The 18341-nt window shown below is 66.6% G+C and carries 12 protein-coding genes; 7 read left to right on the top strand and 5 right to left on the bottom strand.

Annotated elements, in window-relative coordinates; genetic code table 11:
- The first annotated feature begins 578 nt into the window (after positions 1 to 578).
- A complete protein-coding gene (gene pyk / locus J2X65_RS26235) occupies positions 579 to 2063 on the top strand; it encodes a pyruvate kinase (protein ID WP_310208242.1) in 1485 nt (494 codons plus the stop codon).
- A 187-nt stretch (positions 2064 to 2250) separates the two neighbouring features.
- Here the strand turns inward: pyk and J2X65_RS26240 are convergent, their stop codons facing one another.
- The 4 genes from J2X65_RS26240 to bcsN all read right to left on the bottom strand — a co-directional run bounded on the left by J2X65_RS26240 (position 2251) and on the right by bcsN (position 7052).
- Positions 2251 to 3060: a Hint domain-containing protein gene (locus J2X65_RS26240; RefSeq protein WP_310208245.1), complete on the bottom strand. Its 810-nt coding sequence runs from the start codon at positions 3058 to 3060 to the stop codon at positions 2251 to 2253.
- A 235-nt stretch (positions 3061 to 3295) separates the two neighbouring features.
- A complete protein-coding gene (locus J2X65_RS26245) occupies positions 3296 to 4072 on the bottom strand; it encodes a helix-turn-helix transcriptional regulator (RefSeq protein ID WP_310208248.1) in 777 nt (258 codons plus the stop codon).
- A gap of 148 nt (positions 4073 to 4220) precedes the next feature.
- A complete protein-coding gene (locus J2X65_RS26250) occupies positions 4221 to 5843 on the bottom strand; it encodes an ABC-F family ATP-binding cassette domain-containing protein (RefSeq protein ID WP_310208251.1) in 1623 nt (540 codons plus the stop codon).
- A gap of 84 nt (positions 5844 to 5927) precedes the next feature.
- Positions 5928 to 7052, bottom strand: a complete 1125-nt coding sequence (gene bcsN, locus J2X65_RS26255; RefSeq protein ID WP_310208254.1) for a cellulose biosynthesis protein BcsN — start codon at positions 7050 to 7052, stop codon at positions 5928 to 5930.
- A gap of 231 nt (positions 7053 to 7283) precedes the next feature.
- Between bcsN and bcsA the strand changes: the two genes are divergently transcribed.
- From bcsA to J2X65_RS26280, 5 genes are all read left to right on the top strand, one after another.
- Positions 7284 to 9488, top strand: coding sequence for a UDP-forming cellulose synthase catalytic subunit (bcsA, locus tag J2X65_RS26260; RefSeq protein ID WP_310208256.1), 2205 nt, complete (start codon positions 7284 to 7286; stop codon positions 9486 to 9488).
- A gap of 2 nt (positions 9489 to 9490) precedes the next feature.
- On the top strand, positions 9491 to 12181 hold the full coding sequence (locus J2X65_RS26265; RefSeq protein ID WP_310208259.1) for a cellulose biosynthesis cyclic di-GMP-binding regulatory protein BcsB: 2691 nt from the start codon (positions 9491 to 9493) through the stop codon (positions 12179 to 12181).
- The gene (locus J2X65_RS26270; protein WP_310208262.1) at positions 12178 to 13266 is read left to right on the top strand and encodes a glycosyl hydrolase family 8; all 1089 of its coding nucleotides are present in this window, start codon (positions 12178 to 12180) and stop codon (positions 13264 to 13266) included. The genes J2X65_RS26265 and J2X65_RS26270 overlap by 4 nt, the downstream gene beginning before the upstream one ends.
- On the top strand, positions 13257 to 15497 hold the full coding sequence (locus tag J2X65_RS26275) for a DUF1720 domain-containing protein (protein WP_310208265.1): 2241 nt from the start codon (positions 13257 to 13259) through the stop codon (positions 15495 to 15497). The genes J2X65_RS26270 and J2X65_RS26275 overlap by 10 nt, the downstream gene beginning before the upstream one ends.
- A gap of 265 nt (positions 15498 to 15762) precedes the next feature.
- Positions 15763 to 16992, top strand: coding sequence for a phage integrase central domain-containing protein (locus J2X65_RS26280; RefSeq protein ID WP_310208268.1), 1230 nt, complete (start codon positions 15763 to 15765; stop codon positions 16990 to 16992).
- Here the strand turns inward: J2X65_RS26280 and J2X65_RS26285 are convergent.
- Entirely contained in the window at positions 16976 to 17596 is a 621-nt protein-coding gene (locus J2X65_RS26285) for a histidine phosphatase family protein (protein ID WP_310208271.1), read from the bottom strand. The two genes, J2X65_RS26280 and J2X65_RS26285, sit on opposite strands and share 17 nt — an antisense overlap.
- 314 nt (positions 17597 to 17910) lie before the next feature.
- Between J2X65_RS26285 and J2X65_RS26290 the strand changes: the two genes are divergently transcribed.
- Positions 17911 to 18341 (top strand): carboxymuconolactone decarboxylase family protein (locus tag J2X65_RS26290; protein WP_310208274.1); only part of this gene is annotated, 431 nt, incomplete at its 3' end.

Genomic DNA, 18341 nt, shown 5'->3' on the forward strand with positions numbered 1-18341 from the left:
CCTCCCCGCCAAGACCGGCAAGCCGCTTCAACGTCTCAACCGACGCCGAAACCCGCGGCTCAAACCCAGGCTCGCAAAATACCGATATGCGCATGCGCCTTCCTCCCCGAAGGTCGTTTGTTGGTCTTCTGCCATCCGGCGCGGAACGACCCGCGCAACGGCCGGCAACACAAGGCGCGAAAGCCGGCCGTTGCGCGGTCGTTGGCGTCGACCGTCCGGCCCGGACCTTCGAAAATCTCACCGCCTCCGGGGCCGCACCCGGCTGCGACGCGACACCGCACCCGCAGGCCGGTTCCGCGTCGCCCACACCGGGCACCACGCCATCACCCCGGTTCGCGGGGCGAGAGTTGGCCCCTGCATTGGTATACAGAATTACGAATGCCAGCAAGGAGATTCCGTGGTTTCCCGTCGAGGAAATCGCCTGACGATAGGTCAATCCCGCAGCACAGCCTCTACCGCGTCGCGCAAACGACACGCTGCGCTGCAATAAAAGCAAGACAAGACAGGTTCCGGCTTTTGGTACATATGAAGAGCCCCCGGCTTCTGGCGCCGGAACAAGTGTTTAAACGGAGGAATCCATGTACAGCAGGCGGGAACGCGCGACGAAGATCGTGGCGACCCTCGGCCCGGCCTCGTCGAGCGCGGAGAAGATCAAGGCCCTGTACGAGGCCGGCGTGGACGTGTTCCGGCTGAACTTCAGCCACGGAACCCAGGCCGATCACGGCCGCGTGCTCGGCATCGTCCGCGATCTCGAACGCGAGGTGAAGCGGCCAATCGGCGTGCTTGCCGACCTGCAGGGGCCCAAGCTCCGCGTCGGGCGGTTCCAGGACAACGCCATCACCCTGGTGGCCGGCACCTCGATCCGCTTCGACACCGACCCGACGCCGGGCGACGACAAGCGGGTGCCGATCCCGCATCCGGAAATCATCGAGGCGCTGCATGTCGGCTCCACCGTGCTGCTCGACGACGGCAAGGTGCGGGTGAAGGTGGTGCACAAGGGCGCCGGCTTCATCGAGGCGGAGGTGATCGCCGGCAGCCGGCTCTCCAACAACAAGGGCTTCAACGTCCCCGACGTGCTGCTGCCGGTATCGCCGCTGACCGATAAGGACCGCGCCGACCTGTTCTTCGCCCTCGACCTCGGCGTCGAATGGATCGCCCTGTCTTTCGTGCAGCGGCCGGAGGACGTGATCGAGGCGCGCGAGCTGATCCAGGACCGCGCCCGCATCAACCTCAAGCTGGAGAAGCCGGCGGCGATCGAGCACCTTACCCGCCTCACCGAGCTCTCGGACAGCATCATGGTGGCGCGCGGCGATCTCGGCGTGGAGCTGTCGCTGCCCGAAATCCCGGCGCTGCAGAAGAGCATCATCCGCGAATCCCGCCGCTTCGGCCGCCCGGTGATCGTCGCCACCCAGATGCTGGAATCGATGATCAACGCCCCGGTGCCGACCCGCGCCGAGGTCTCCGATGTCGCCACCGCGGTCTATGACGGCGCCGACGCGGTGATGCTCTCGGCCGAGAGCGCCGCCGGCCAGTACCCGGTCGAGGCGGTGGCGATGATGGACCAGATCATCAAGAACGTGGAGCGCGACCCCGGCTACCGCAAGATCATCGATTCGCAGCGGCCGGAGGAAGGCACCAGCGTCGCCGACGCGGTGACGCAGGCCGCCTATGGCGCCGCCAATGCGGTGAACGCCGCCGCCATCGTCACCTACACGCTCTCGGGCACCACCACGCTGCACGCTGCGCGCGAGCGCCCGAAGCAGCCGGTGCTCGGCATCGCCTCCAAGCTCGCCACCGCCCGCCAGCTGGTACTCAGCTACGGCGTGCACGTGGTCCACGCGCCGGAGGAGATCCACACCTTCGCCGAGATGGCCACCAAGGCGACGCAGATCGCCATCGACTACGGCTTCGCCGGCGAAGGCGACCGCATCGCCATCACCGCCGGCGTGCCGTTCGCCACGCCGGGCACCACCAACGTGCTGCGCCTCGTCACCATCGACAAGGGGATGGTGGACCGCAAGCCGGGCAGCCCGCAGCCGGCGCCGCGTCCGGTGGCGAAGTGAGAAACGGGAGCGCCGGCCGGGCCTGAGAGGGCTGTGGCGCGCCGCAAGAGTGCCGAGTTCAAAGCGGCGTCGCGGAAGCCGGCGGCCGGCGGCTCGGCAGGACGGGCGGACCTTTCGTCGGCCCCATGATCGGCAAGGCCCGCCGCTGCAAAGCGGTGGGCCTTTTCATATCGAGGCGGCCGGGGAATCAGGCCGCCTCGATGAGATCGGCTCGATCGGCGCTACCGTGCATATCCGCCCGCGCGGCAAGGCGATCGCGGATCGCCGTCGGCAACTGGCGCGCGGACTTCACTCGCGGCCGGTCGATCTCGCCCAGCCCCGTCGGCCGGGTACCGTAAAGCGCCTCGTATTCCGCGTAATTGTCGAAGCGGCGACGGCTGACATTGTCGACGAAGGTTTCCGCCAGCGCCCCCTCGGCAAGGATGAGCGCGTGGTCTTCCAGCTCGATGTGGAAATAGGTGAAGCGCGGGGCCGGCTGCTCGACGCGGGTGATGGTGGTGCCGTTGACAAGCGCGCCGGCCTGCACCAACAGGCCATCAAGCATCAGCGCATGGTCGGTGGACACGTAAAGATCGCGGATCGGCAGATTTTCGTCCAGTGCGCCGGCGGCGATGCGGACGGGGTAGGAGGTCAGCGGATCGGCGAACATGGCCATGACGCTTTGCCGGCCGATCCAGCGTACCGGCCGCGTCTGGCCGGAGGCGGTGAGCACGAGGTCGCCGATGGCGAGGCGCTCCACCGGCCGCTCGCCACCCGGCGTCGCGATCAGCGTACCTTCGAGGAAACAGACGACGAAGGCGGCCGTCGTGTTGATTTCCACCGGGCTGAGCGGGTTGGGACCGGTGGCAAAATAATAGTAGCTGCCGAACCTTACAGCGACCCAGCCATTGGAAGCGGTGCCGACCAGCTGGTAATAATTGTCGGTGAAGCTGTAGACGCCGTTATTGTAGCGCATGACGGGGACGGTGTTGCCAATGGTGTAGGTGCCATCTGCCACCACAAAGGTCGCACCGCCTGGCGACGACCCTCCATCAGGGGTGAAAACCCCGGCGCTGTAAGTGCCGCCGAATAGCCGACTTTCAAATCCCGCCACGCTCCCCCCTCTGCCGCCAGGCACTTGAGCAATGGAGCAGGCTCACATCGAGCCTCAGCTCCGTAGGGCAAGGATAGCTGGGGTAAAATCGTCACTCATGTCCTCTAAATAGAGGATAGGGCGGAGCCGGAGGGCGACCTCACCCGCCCCGCTTCAGCCAGAGGCTCATCAGTTCGGCGCGGCTGCGCACGCCGAACTTGCGGAAAATCCGAGTGACATGCTGGTGCGTCGTCGAAGGGGCGGCGTCGATCTGGCGAGCGATCTCCTTTTCCGACGCCTTGGTGAGGAGCAATTGCAGCACCCGGCGCTCGGTCGGTGTCAGCGGCGCGGACGCCATCAATAGGCCGTTGCCCAGCATAAGGTGGTGATGGAACCACTTGATGCCCCGCAGCGCATAAGCGAGCAGCGCGATCTCCGCCTCGGAAAATCTTCGTGCGGAATAGAAGCCGAAATGCGATTCGCAGTCCCGATTGAGCGGGAAGGCGATGAAGACGGCATCCTGCGTGCCCACCGACCCGTAGTGACGATGGAAAAACGGCGTGTCGAACCATTCCGGCGGCAGCCCCTGGCGGAGGGAATAGGTTCGGAAGCTGCCGACATCCTTGAGCGGCAACAGGAAGGAGAGGTCGATCTCCCGCCGGTCCCAGATCTTCAGGATTTCCTTGAAATGCCCCTCGTCCGGATGCGGCGCAACCGGCCGCAGTGCCTGCATCGCCCCTACGCGCCAGCCCTGCAACGGATCCTCACCCTCACCGGCATCGACACGGATCGCGCCGGCCCAGGTGGCGTTCCAGGCCTGCGTCATGCCGGCGAGGGCCGCCATCAGATGTGACGTCGCCTGCATCCACTGGCCGGCCTCGACGTCCGACAGGTCGTCCCACAGCCTATGAATGCTTTCCTGACTTTCGGGACTCATGGCACCTGGCAGCAGACACGAAAAAGACGTCTATCTTCATCGCGATACCGTCTGCTCGCAATCGGCCGCCGCACTGATTTTTCCATCCACGACGCGACCCTGCGCGAGGGCGGAGGGGCGGAGATTGACCACAGCGAGCGTTTCGCCCTCACCCGCGCAGCCCCGGCGCCTCCTGGCCGGTGCGCGCGACATATTCGGTGTAGCCGCCGCCATACTGGTGCACGCCCTCGGGAGTGAGCTCCAGCACCCGGTTCGACAGCGCCGCCAGGAAATGCCGGTCATGCGAGACGAACAGCATCGTGCCCTCATAGCTCGACAGCGCCGCGATCAGCATTTCCTTGGTCGTGATGTCGAGATGGTTGGTCGGCTCGTCGAGCACCAGGAAGTTCGGCGGGTCGTAGAGCATCTTCGCCATCACCAGACGTGCCTTCTCGCCGCCCGACAAGACCCGGCACTTCTTCTCGACATCGTCGCCTGAGAAGCCGAAGCAGCCGGCGAGCGAACGTAGCGAGCCTTGGGCCGCCTGCGGGAACGCATCCTCTAGCGCCTCGAACACCGTGCGCTCGCCGTCTAACAGCTCCATCGCGTGCTGGGCGAAATAGCCGAGCTTGACGCTGCCGCCGACGCTCACCGTGCCGGAATCCGGCTCGGCGGTGCCGGTGACCAGCTTGAGCAGCGTCGACTTGCCCGCCCCGTTCACCCCCATCACGCACCAGCGCTCGCGGCGGCGGATGGAGAAATCGAGCCCCTCATAGATGCTCTTAGAGCCATAGCGCTTGTGGACGCTCTTGAGACTGGCGACATCCTCGCCCGAGCGTGGCGCCGGGGCGAACTCAAACGCCACCGTCTGGCGCCGGCGTGGCGGCTCGACGCGCTCGATCTTGTCGAGCTTCTTCACCCGGCTCTGCACCTGCGCGGCGTGCGAGGCCCGCGCCTTGAAGCGCTCGATGAAGGCGATCTCCTTGGCCAGCATCGCCTGCTGGCGCTCGAACTGCGCCTGCTGCTGCTTGTCGGCCAGCGCCCGCTGTTGGGCGTAGAACTCATAGTCGCCGGAATAGGAGGTGAGCGCGCCGGCGTCGATCTCGACGATCTTGTTGACGATCCGGTTCATGAAGGCCCGGTCGTGCGAGGTCATCATCAGGGCGCCGTCATAGCCCTTGAGGAAGCTCTCCAGCCAGATCAGGCTCTCGATGTCGAGATGGTTCGAGGGCTCGTCGAGCAGCATCACGTCCGGGCGCATCAAGAGGATGCGGGCCAGCGCCACCCGCATCTTCCAGCCGCCCGACAGCGCGCCGACGTCGCCGGCGATCATCTCCTGCGAGAAGCCGAGCCCGGCCAGCACCTCGGCGGCGCGGCCCTCCAGCGAATAGCCGTCGAGATCCTGGAAGCGCGCCTGCACCTCGCCATAGCGCTCGATGATCGCGTCCATCTCGTCCATGCGGTCGGGATCGCCCATGGCGGCTTCGAGTTCGGCGAGCTCGGCGGCGACCGCGCTCACCGGGCCGGCGCCGTCCATCACCTCGGCGAGCACCGAGCGGCCGGAGGCTTCGCCGACGTCCTGGCTGAAATAGCCGATGGTGATGCCGCGATCGACGCTCACCTGCCCCTCGTCGGGCGCCTCTTCGCCGGTGACCAGACGGAACAGCGTGGTCTTGCCGGCGCCATTGGGGCCGACGAGGCCGATCTTCTCGCCCTTGAGCAGCGTGGCGGATGCCTCGATGAAGACGATCTGCCGTCCGTTCTGCTTGCCGATATTGTCGAGACGAATCATGGAAACCCGCGCGCTACCAATGTCGGCGCGGGTTTAAGCCATCGCGTACGGCGGTGGAAGGGCCGGTGGCGCCCCGTGCCGCGCTTACTGCCCGGTGGCGGGCGCCGAAGAGCCGGGAGCGCCCGGCAGCACCTGGCGGACGGTGCCGCCGGATGTTCCGCTGGCGGAGGGCATCGGCGCCGGCGTGTAGCCCTGGGAGGGCGCCACGCCGCCGGCGGCGGGAGACGGGCTCGAGCCGCCGCCCGGCACCGGGCGCGCCGGCGCCGTGCCCGACCGGGCCGACATGTCCGGGCTCGGCACTACCGGATAGCCGGTCGCCGGGGTGTAGCCGTCAGTGGTGGGATCGGCATAGCCCGGCTCGACCACCGGCTCGGGCGATTCCACCCGGCTGCCATAGCGGCGCGGCGCCGGACGCGCAGGCGCCGCCGCCGGCTCCGGCCCCATCCAGCCATCCAATACCGTGCCGTCGCCCTTCACGCCCGACGGATAGGCGAGCGGGCCGCCGACGAGGCCTATGCCTTCCGGCTCGCCCATCGGCCGGCCATAGGGCTGCCAGCCGCGCGGCAGGAAATAGCCGTTGATCGAATAGCGATACATGACGCGCAGCAGGTCCTGCTCGGTGGCGCCCTTCTGGCACAGCCGCAACCGCACCGACAGCACGCCGCGATCACGCGCGACGAAGCGATAGACCGGCACCCGCGACTGGATGCGCTGCCAGGCATACATGCAGATTTCGCCCGCACCGCCGCGGCCCATCGCGTAGTTGAAGGGCCCATAGCGGTTCTGCACGAAATAATTGGAGGTGTGCATCGACACGCCGGGCAGCCGGTCCTCCATCTCCTTCTCCAGCGCCTCCTCGTCGAGGAAGTCGTCGCTGCGGGAATAGCTGCCGGCGCGCACATGTTCGACCGGGCCGAAGAAGGTGACGTAGAAGGCGTTCTGGCCGCGCGCCGAGGAATTCGTCTCTAGGGCGATTTCCTGCACGATGGCGTTGGAATAGGCCGTCTGCAGCACGGCGAGCACCCGCGGCGCCGCCCCGGGCTCGGGCAGCACCAGCGCCTCGCTGGTATCGACCTCGACGGTCTGCCCCGCCACGCGCACGCCGCGCTCGAAATAGGACGGATAGGGCGACGCGCAGGCTCCCAGCAGAAGCGCGAGGCAGGCGGCCATCGTTCCGAAGGCAGCGCGGTTCATGGTCCGTCCGTTCATGGGTCCTTCATGGGCTGGAGACGCTGTCCACGCGACCACCTACGGGCGCATCCTAGGAACACTGGAGGCCACCGAATCACCTGATACGCTGACTTTAACCCGTGAGCGGATTCGGTGGAATCGACCCGCGCGCTCCCGGGGCGGGACGGATAGACTTCCTCAACCTCTCATCGTTAAGACAGCAATCTCCATCGCCCTGCGGCACGGGATTTGAGCGAGGCACGAGAGACGATGCGTAGGGCCTTGATCGCCATCCTTTGGATGCTCGCGTCGCTGGTGGTGGTATTTCTGATCACCTTGCCGATCAGCCTGCAGGCGCATCTGATCGCCGGTTCGATCGTGGTCCTCGCCATGATCCTCCTGAAGACCTTCGGCCCGCCGACCGGCGTGTTCCGGGTGATCGCGCTGGCGCTCGGCACCGCCATCGTGTTGCGCTATGTCTATTGGCGCACCACCAGCACGCTGCCGCCGATCAACCAGATCGAGGACTTCATTCCTGGCTTCATGCTCTACATCGCCGAGATGTACAGCGTGTTCATGCTGTTCCTCAGCCTGTTCGTGGTTTCCTCGCCGGTGCCGCCGCGCCCGACGCCGCCGCTGCCCGCCAACGTGCCGAGCGTCGACGTCTTCATCCCGACCTATAATGAGGACACGGCGCTGCTCGCCAACACCGTGGCGGCGGCGAAGGGAATGGACTATCCGGCGGACAAGCTGACGGTGTGGCTGCTCGACGACGGCGGCACCGACCAGAAGTGCAACCAGGACAATGCCGCCAAGGCGCTGGAGGCGCAGCAGCGCCGGCGCGAGTTGAGCACGCTCTGCGAAGGCCTCGGCGCGCGCTACCTCACCCGCGCGCGCAACGAGCACGCCAAGGCCGGCAACATGAATAACGGCCTCGAGCACTCCACCGGCGACCTCGTCGTGGTGTTCGACGCCGACCACGCCCCCGCCCGGACCTTCCTGAAGGAGACGGTGGGCCATTTCGCCCAGGACGACGACCTGTTCCTCGTCCAGACCCCGCATTTCTTCATCAATCCCGACCCTCTGGAGCGCAACCTCGACACCTTCGACGTGATGCCCTCCGAGAACGAGATGTTCTACGGCATCATCCAGCGCGGCCTCGACAAATGGGACGCCTCGTTCTTCTGCGGCTCGGCGGCGGTGCTGCGCCGCACGGCGCTGAAGGAGACCAACGGCTTCTCGGGCGTCACCATCACCGAGGACTGCGAGACCGCGCTCGGCCTGCACGCGCGCGGCTGGCGCTCGATCTATGTCGAGAAGCCGCTGATCGCCGGCCTGCAGCCGGAGAGCTTCGCCAGCTTCATCGGCCAGCGCTCGCGCTGGGCGCAGGGCATGATGCAGATCCTCATCTTCCACGCGCCCTTCTTCAAGCGCGGGCTGAGCCTGCCGCAGCGGCTCTGCTACATGTCGAGCATGCTGTTCTGGCTGTTCCCCTATCCGCGGCTGATGTTCCTGGTTTCGCCGCTGTTCTACCTGTTCTTCTCGCTGGAGGTGTTCAACGCCTCCGGCGCCGAGTTCCTCGCCTACACCTCCACCTACATGCTGGTGAACCTGCTGATGCAGAACTATCTGTATGGCAAGTACCGCTGGCCGTGGATCTCGGAGATCTACGAGTACATCCAGTCGATCTACCTGTTGCCGGCCATCCTCTCGGTGATCGCCAATCCGCGAAAACCGACCTTCAATGTGACCTCCAAGGGCGAGAACATGGCCGAAAGCCGCGTCTCGGAGATTGGCCGGCCGTTCTTCATCATCTTCGCCGTGCTGATCGCGGCGCTGCTGGTCTCGATCTACCGGGCAGTCACCGAGCCGTTCAACGCCGATGTCATCATCGTGGTCGGCGGCTGGAACGTGCTCAACCTCCTGATCGCCGGCTGCGCGCTCGGCGTGGTGTCGGAACGGCGCAACCGCCGCCGCACCCACCGCGTCAACCTGCAACGCCGCTGCGAGATCACCATAGACGGCATCGCCTATGCGGCCATGGTGGAGGACGGCTCCACCGGCGGCGCCCGCATCCGCCTCGCCGAAGGGGCGGAGGGGCCGGACTTCGAGCGCGGACAGCAGGCGCAGCTGCGCTTCACGCCGCATGCCGATATCGGCCCGGACGCGCTGCCGCTCTCCATCCGCAACATCGAGCACGACAAGGACGGCGTGGTGTTCGGCTGCCAGTTCGAGCCGCAGACGCCGACGCATTACCGCATGGTCGCCGACCTGATCTTCGCCAATGCCGACGAGTGGCGGAAATTCCAGGAATCGCGCCGGAAAAATCCCGGCGTGCTGCTCGGCACGCTGCGCTTCATCCGGCAGGCGCTCTACCATACCGGCCGCGGCCTCTCCTATCTCGTCCACCTGCAGAGGCTCTGGCGGGAACGCCGCCGGAACCCGCTCTTCGCCGCCGCCAAGCGGGAGTCGTGACCATGCGGACCCGCCGCTCCCTCCATGCCCTGGCCGGGACGCTCGCCCTCGGCGCCGCGTTGCTCGGCACGCTGGCGGCCGATCCGGCGGCCGCCCAGCAATCGCCCGGCAGCGGTGCCGGACAAGGCACCGGCCTGTTCCAGATGACGCCGCCGCTCGGCGGCGCGGCGCGCGCCCCCGGCTCCGCCCCGCCGCCGGTCTCGGTGCCGATGATCGCGCCGGGTGCGGCAGCGCCGGGCACACCCTCCGCCGTGGCGCAGCCTCGCCCCCCGGCGGCGCAGGCGCCTTTCGCACAGGCTCCCGCCGCGCTGGCCCCCGCGCTGGAAGCCCCTGCCGCCCAGCCGTCGCAAACCGAGGGCGGCGGCGCACCGGCAGCCGCCCCGTTCCAGATGGTCCCCGGCCAGCCGGCCGCCCCCGCCGCGACGACGGCGGCACGGCAACCGGTGGCACCGCCGCGACCGGACCGCTACATCATCCCGCAGCAGCGCATGGTGTTCGCCGGCGAAGTCGCCTCCCGCGCCTTCGTGATCTATGCCACGCAGGAGGAGGCGGCGCGCCAAGCCACCTTCCTGCTCAGCTACCTCAACGCCGTGGTGGTGATGCCGGAGAGCTCGCGCATCCGCGTGACCATCAACGGCCAGGCCGTCGTCGAAACGCCGATCTCTTCCTCGCAGGAGCCGTCGCGGATCGCCGCGCCGATACCGCGCGGCACGCTCCGCGCCGGCGCCAACCTCATCCGCATCGAGGTGACCCAGCGCCACCGCACCGATTGCGCGGTCACCGCCAGCTACGAGCTGTGGACCGAGATCAATAACGAGGGCACCGGCATCGCCTATGCCGGCGGACGGCCGACGATCCTTGGCGGCCTCGACGATCTCGCCGCCATCGGCTTCGACGCGCGGGGCGCCACCAATATCCGCGTCATCACCCCCGGATCGGTGGAGAACAGCTCGCCGCGGGTGCTGCGCGCCATCCAGGGCCTCGCCTTGCGCGGGCTGTTTCCCAATCCGGCAGTGACCATCGCCGACGGGGCCGCCGGTCCCGCCCCTACCGGCACGCTCAACGTCGTGATCGGCTCGGCCGCCGAGCTGCCGCGGCTGATGGCCAACCCGATGGCCGAGGCGCGCCAGCGTCCGGTCGCCAACCTGGTCGAGGACAGCCGGCTGGGCACCCCGACGCTGGTGCTCTCCGGCCCGACGGCCGCCGATGTCGACCGCGCCATCGACCGGCTCAACGACTTCGTGCTCAATCAGACCGACGCCATCCAGACCGCGACCAGCTTCGCGCCCAATGCGCCGCTTTTCAACGGCGCCCGCACGGTGCGGCTCGCCGAGCTCGGCGTGACCACGCAGGAATTTTCCGGCCGGCGGCTGCGCGTCGAGTTCCAGATCGCCCTGCCGGCGGATTTCTTCGCCGAGTTCTACGGCAACGCCACCCTGCTGCTCGACGTCGCCTTCACCGCCGCGGTGCGGCCGGGCAGCCATGTCGATGTCTATGTGAACCAGCAGATCGCCTCCAACCTGCCGATCACCACCCGCGGCGGCGGGCTGATGCAGCACCAGCCCATGCAGATCCCGCTGCGCAATTTCCGGCCCGGCATCAACCATCTCTGGCTGGAAGTGGTGCTCGACACCGAATCCGACGCCCGTTGCCTGCCCGGCGCGACGCTGCCGGGCGACAGCCGCTTCGTGCTGTTCGATTCCACCGAGTTCGCGATGGAGAATTTCGCGCGGATCGGCACCGTGCCCAATCTCGCCGCCCTTACCGCCGACGCCTTCCCCTACGGCCTCGCCGGCCCCCCGACGGCGGTGGTGCTGGCCCGGCAGAACGCAACGACGCTGGCAACCGCGGCAACGCTGCTGGCCAGGCTGGCGCGCGCGCATGGCCGGCCGCTGCCGCTCGACGTCTCCCCGGCCGCGGCGACGCTCGGCGAGCGCAACGCCCTGTTCATCGGCGACATCGACCAGATTCCGGCCAGCGTGCTCGACCAGGTCGGCATCTCCGCATCCACCCGCTCCAACTGGGTGGTCTCGGCCGGCGACGATGCCGCCGCGGGCACGGACAATGCCGATAATTACGACGGCGTGCTGGAGCGTTTCCGCGCCCGCCAGAGCGGCGGTACCGGCGGCGCGGCGACGGCGGCGGGCACCGCCGACGACACCAACACGCCCGAGGTCTATGAACGCTGGCGCAATGCGGTGCAGAACACCGGCGCACTGCGCGCCCTCGCCGACAGCTTCGAGGGATGGCTGAAGCGCACCTTCTCCATCAGCTTCGAATCGCTGCGGATCAACCAGGGGCAGCGCACCCTCTACGAGCCGCCGCCGCGCACCTCGGTGCTGATGGCGCAGGGCAACAGCCCCAACGACGCGGCGGTGTGGACCCTGGTGACCGGGCGCACCTCCGAGACACTGGCGGGCGGCATGACGCAGCTGGTCTCCGACAGGACCTGGAACCGCATTGGCGGCCAGGCGGTGGCCTTGCAATCCGCCTCCGGGGAGGTCGAGCGGCGCGAAGTGAACAGCCATCGCTTCATCGTCACCACCCCGCTCAGCATCGCCAATATCCGCATGATCAGCGCCAATTGGCTGTCGACCAACATCGTGCCCTATGCGCTGATGCTGATGATCGTATCGCTGGTTCTCGGCATCACCACCTTCCTGATGCTGCGCCGGCTGGGTCGACCTTCATGAGGCGGCTGCTCATCGTCCGCCTCACGGCCGGCCTCGTCGCCTTCGCCGCCCTTCTCGCCCTCGGGATCGGCGGTGCCACGCCGCTGAAGGCGCAGACCATGGCCAATACGGTGCCGATCGAGGCGTGGAACGCCTATAGGAACAGCTTCGTCGCCGAGAACGGGCGGGTGGTCGACACCGCCAATGGCGACATCAGCCATAGCGAGGGCCAGGGCTACGGCATGCTGCTGGCCTTCCTCGCCGGCGACCGCAGCAGCTTCGAGCGCATCTGGAGCTTCACCCGCACCGAGCTGATGATTCGCGACGACGGCCTGGCCGCCTGGCGCTGGGACCCCAACGCGACCCCGCACGTCACCGACGTCAATGCCGCGAGCGACGGCGATATATTAATCGCCTATGCCCTCGCCCGCGCCGGTATCAGCTGGAGCAGCCCGGCCTATACCGACGCCGCCCGCAAGATCGCCCGCGCGCTCGGTGCCAAGCTGGTGGTGAAGTCCGGCGACCGGCTGGTGCTGCTGCCGGGCGTCCAGGGCTTCTCGGCCGAGGAGCGCAAGGACGGACCTATCCTCAATCTATCCTACTGGATTTTCGAAGCTTTTCCGGTGTTTGCCCAGCTGGCGCCGGAGACCGACTGGGTCAGGCTCGGCGTCAGCGGCCTCGATCTTCTCACCATTGCGCGGCTCGGGCCGGCGCAATTGCCGCCGGACTGGATCGCCGCTCCGGCACGCGGGCCGGTGACCGTCGCCGAGGGCTTTCCCCCCGTGTTTGGTTACAATTCGTTAAGGATATTTCTTTACCTGTTGAGGGCAGGAATCGAGGACTCGCAGATACTGGAGAGCTTCCGGCGCAGCTGGCTGGCCGAAAATGGCGGGGTTCCCGCCATCGTCGACATCCCGACCGGCCGGGTGGTGAACCAGTTGACCGAGCCGGGCTATCGCATGCTGGGCGCCCTGCTCGCCTGCGCACTGGACCGGACCACGATTCCACGGGACCTTCGACGGTTCGAACCCACGCTCTACTACCCGTCGACCCTGTTTTTGCTGAGTTGGGCCGTGCTGGTGGAGAAGTACCCGCGATGTCTCTGAAGCGAGCCGCTCTGCTGTTGCTCTTGGGGGGAGCCGTCATCCCCGCCATCGCCCAGCAGATCGAGCTCCCGGTCGGCAATGCACCGGCCGCCGACAGGACGCCGACGGCCGACGGCACCGCTCGCCCCGGCATCGACGAGAGCGCGCTGCGCTACTTCGCGTCCCAGGGCGACACGCGTCGTCTCGAAGCCGAGATCGCCCGCCTGCGCGCGCTTTATCCCGACTGGTCGCCGCCGGCCGACCTGTTCGGCCCGCAGTCCGACCCCGATCTCGAGCGCATGTGGAAGCTCTATGCCGAGGGCAAGCTTTCCGACGTGCGCAGCGCCATCGCCGCCCGCCAGGCCACCGATCCCTCATGGCAGCCGCCAGCCGAGCTCCTCGCCCGCCTCGACGAGAGCGAGAACCGCCGCCGGCTGATCAACGCCTCCGATGCCCAGCAATGGAGCACGGTGCTGCGCATGGCCACGGAGACGCCGGGCCTCCTCACCTGCGCGAATGTCGATATTCTCTGGCGGGTCGGCGAGGCATTCGCCAAAACCAACCAGATGCAGCGGTCCCTCGACGCCTATACCTACCTGCTGACCAACTGCAACGACCCCGCCGAACGCCTCGCTACCATCCAGAAGGCGCTGCCGCTCCTCGACGACGAGCAGGTGAAGCAGTTGCTGGCGCTTGAACGCAAGGACGCCCAGGGCCAGCCGGAATTCACCACCATCCGCGACGAGCTGATCCGCCGGCGGGTGGGTCGCGCGGCGGAAAATCCGGAATTCATCGTCTCCAACGACGACATCGCCCGCCTGGAGACCCTTGCCCGCGCCGGCAACACGCCCGACGATCCGCTGTTGCTCGGCTGGTATCTGTTCCGCCACGACGAAGCCTCGCGCGCGCTCGACTGGTTCAAGCTGGCACTCGACCGCCAGGGCGGCGCCAAGGCGGCGGAAGGCTACGTGCTGGCGCTGAATTCGCTCGGCCGCGCGCTGGAGGCCGAGCCGATCGCCTTCCAATGGCGCGATGCCGCGCCGCAGAACGGCAAGGCCTATCTCGACGTCGTCATCAGCCTGCTCACCGCCGCGCCGCCGCCGGTGCTCTCCGAAACGGTGCTGACGCGCTTCAGCCCAGTGGTGATGCACGACAAATACGTGCCCGGCGCGCAGGCACTCGGCTGGTACGCCTACAATACCGGGCAACTGGTGGTGGCGCAGGCCTGGTTCCAGACCGCGCTGTCCTGGGACCCCAATGACGAGCCGTCCTCCTACGGCCTCGCCCTCACCTATTGGCGGCTCAACGATGCGGCGCGGCTGAACGCGCTGGTGCAGAGCTGGCGCGGCCGCTCGGAGCGCATCGTCGCACTGGTCGATGCGAATCTTCGCGCCCAGCTCGAAGCCCGCAACCTGCAGGGCCAGATCAACCGCACCACCGATCCCCTGGTCGCGGCGGCGCTGCGCGTCACCCCGCCGCCGGCGAATACCGGCGCGCCGGCCGCGGGCCTCGCCTATGGCGCCGGGCAGCCGCAGACGACCGGTTTCCAGCCGGTGCCATCCCAATTCCAGCCGATCCCGGCCCAGGCAACGGGGCAGGCGACGGGGCAGCCTTTCCAGCCGGTCCCGGTCCAGACGACGCAGGTCGCGCCGATGCAGACGGCTCAGCCCGCCCCGGTCCGGCGCGCCTATGCGCAATCGGCCGGCTACCAGCCGGCTGCGGCGAACCGGTCCCGCACCACCTCCGGCGGCGGCACCCAGGGCGGCGGCGGTGCCGCCGCGCTCTCCCGCGGCTGGCGACTGATGGAGCTCAACCGGCCGATCGAGGCGGTCACCGCCTTCGACGAGGCGATCCGCACCGGCAGCGGCCGGATCGCCGAGGAGGCCGCCTACGGCAAATCGCTGGCCTATATGCGCAAGGGCATGACCAACCAGGCGCAGGTCGCCGCCACCGAGGCGCCGCAGTCGCCGCGCCGCGCCATGCAGCTGACCGCCGACCTGCTCGCCCAGCGCGCCTACGATTTCTACAGGGACCAGCGCTATGTCGAGGCGATCATCTCGCTCGACGAGCGCGCCCGCATCTCGCCGGAACAGCAGGACCTGATGATGATGCGCGGCTGGAGCTACTTCAACATCCGCGACTACCAGTCCGCCGAGCGCATCTTCCGGGCGCTGGCGGCGCAGGGTAACACCGATGCCATGAACGGCGTCTCCGAGATCGAGTTCGCCCGCCGGCTGTACAAGCGGGAGTAGCCTTCGGCCGCACCGGCCCGGCACGAAACCCGAAAGGCGCGCATCCGGCAGGATGCGCGCCGTGTTCTTTGGCGTGGGGCAATGGCGGAAGAGAGTGTCCGTCTAACTGATGTTCTGGTGTGTTTTCTACTGCCCGCAGAGACCCGTATCTAGCAACACATTGGGGCGCTTCTGTTCCGCTGATGCCCTCTCACGTTTGCCCGAAGCACTGTCGCGAGTTAGGGTGAAAGTTAGGGTGAAGTTGGGGTGTCGCATGGCGCGGCAGGTGAACAAGCTGACTGCGCGGGGCGTTGCCGCCATCTCCAAACCCGGCCGGCATTCCGATGGCGGCGGCCTCTATCTGGTGATTGACGCCAATGGATCTAAGCGTTGGGTCTACCTATTCCGCCGAAATGGAAAGCTTAGCGAAATGGGACTGGGCGGCCTTTCATCGGTTTCACTCAGCACAGCTCGCGAGCTCGCCGCCCACGCGCGCAAGATGCTTGCCTCCGGCAGGAACCCCATCGACGCGCGTCGGGAGGCAAACAGGGAAGAAGCCACCGGCGTCAGCTTCGGGGAGTTCGCCGACGCTCTCCTGAAGGACATCGAAACAGGCTACCGCAGCGCCAAGCACCGAGACCAATGGGAGTACTCGCTAACAACGCTGGCCGCGAAGCTCCGGCCTCGCCCTATCGACAAGATCACGACCCAGCATGTGCTGGAAGTGCTCAACCCCATATGGAAGAAGACGCCGGAAACGGCATCCCGGCTACGCGGGCGTATCGAACGCGTTCTTGAAGCCGCTCGGGCCAAGGGGCTCCGCTCAGGCGACAACCCCGCCCGCTGGCGGGGACAGCTCGACGCCCTGTTACCGCGCCGGCAGAAGGTGCAGCGGGGGCATCATGCCGCAATGCCCTATACCGATGTGCCGGCATTCGTCGCCGAGTTGCGGAAGCGCGAGGCCGTCGCGGCGCTGATGCTGGAGTTCACCATCCTGACCGCCAGCAGAACCGGCGAAGTAACCGGGGCAACATGGCCGGAGATTGATCTGACCGCCAAGGTCTGGACCATCCCGGCGGCCCGGATGAAGGCAGGCCGCATTCACCGCGTGCCACTGTCCAATCGGTGCCTGGAGATTCTGACCACCGTGGAACCGTTGCGGACGAGCGGCGACTTTGTTTTTCCGGGCCACAAGACGGGAAGGCCATTCTCGAACATGGCCATGGCTGTGTTGCTACATCGCCGGATGGACCGTGAGGGTGTCACGGTGCACGGCTTCAGATCGGCTTTCCGCGATTGGGCGGGAGAAGCGACCAATTTCCCCCGCGAACTCGCTGAAGCAGCGCTGGCGCATGTCTTCGGCAATGAGGTGGAGCGAGCCTATCGACGCGGCGATGCTCTCGAGAGGCGGCGCAAACTCATGGAAGCCTGGGCGAACTTTATCAACGTGAAGGCGGGGAACAACGCCAGCCTCCACGTGTCAGGACGATCCAATCAGATCAGGAAAAATGACTAACGTCCCCAACGGAGATTACAGACCGGTTACGGAAAAAATCGTCCTGTCTAAGTCGGGTTATGCTTCCCGATTTAACCGGGAAGGACACAAAACCTGCCGCATCGATGGGGATTCTCATCCATGAAGCAACGACCATGCTAAGCGTAAAACCGTGCGTCACGATGATCTGTGTCTCACATCGACCTCCGACAATCTCATCGATAAAAGGAAACACCCGCTTTGCAACGTCGCGTCGTGTTTCGGCGCCTTCAATGCCGCAATCATGATCGAGCCGATTATTATCCGGTGCCGGAATATAACGTGAGTCGAGCCATTCTTGGGGCTTGCCACCTGCGACCCCGTAGCTGATTTCCCGCAAGGCTGAGGTCTCCCGCGTCGTCTGAGCCAGACGCTTGGCGATTGCAGCCGCAGTCTGAGACGCCCGTCTCAGGTCAGAACTGTAGATTTCGACTTCGCTTGGACCGATTAGGTTTGCAAGGTGTTCGGCGAGGACATCTGCCTGTCGCAAGCCGCGGTGAGTTAAGTCACTGTCGTACCAACCCCCGACCTTCTTCTCCAGGTGATGGGTGGCCTCGGTATGTGTCACTACGAAAATCTCTTTCACGGTAGCCAAACCTTTACGCCTGTCGTCCGTCCGCTTTGTTCCTGGCTTCGATCAAAGCGGACTGTCAACAAAACGCCCCGCCCGGTCATTGCCGCGGGGCTTTCATCAACGCAACGGCACAATCGGGGCCGTCTCCGACCCCATGCCGGTCCCCAATTAAGCCATTGAGCCTGATTGGGAGCGGACGAAGAAGCACTGGGCTGCAATCTGAGCTGCTTCGAGTCGAAGTGCAGCGTGGCATGTCACATCGGGTTCGCTCGGCTCGTCATGACTTCGAACGTCGATCTCCGGCGCTCCGAGCACAAGGACGAGATATGAGCGAGAACAAGCGGCTTGCCTGGAACGAGGTGGCCCCGCAGGGGGCCAAAGCGCTCTACGGCGTCCATCACTACATCACCACGGGCACCGATCTCCCCCAGGAGCTTATCCACCTCGTCTTCCTGCGGGTCTCGCAGATCAATGGTTGCGCGCACTGCATCGACCTGCATACGCGCTACCTGCTCAAGACGATGCCTCTCGAAAAGGTCGTCCTGGTTCCGGTCTGGGATGAAGTGCCCCATCTGTTCTCTGAACAGTACCGCGCCGCTCTCGCCTGGGCTGAGGAGGTCACGCTGGTCAGCGAGACGCACGCCTCCGATGAAGCCTACGCGGCAGCCAGCGCCGCCTTCGCGCCGAAGGAGCTTGTGGATCTCACGATCACCATCGCGGCGATGAACGCCTTTAATCGGCTGGGGGCGCCCTTTCG

Source organism: Ancylobacter sp. 3268, assembly GCF_031456575.1.
Classification (GTDB): domain Bacteria; phylum Pseudomonadota; class Alphaproteobacteria; order Rhizobiales; family Xanthobacteraceae; genus Ancylobacter.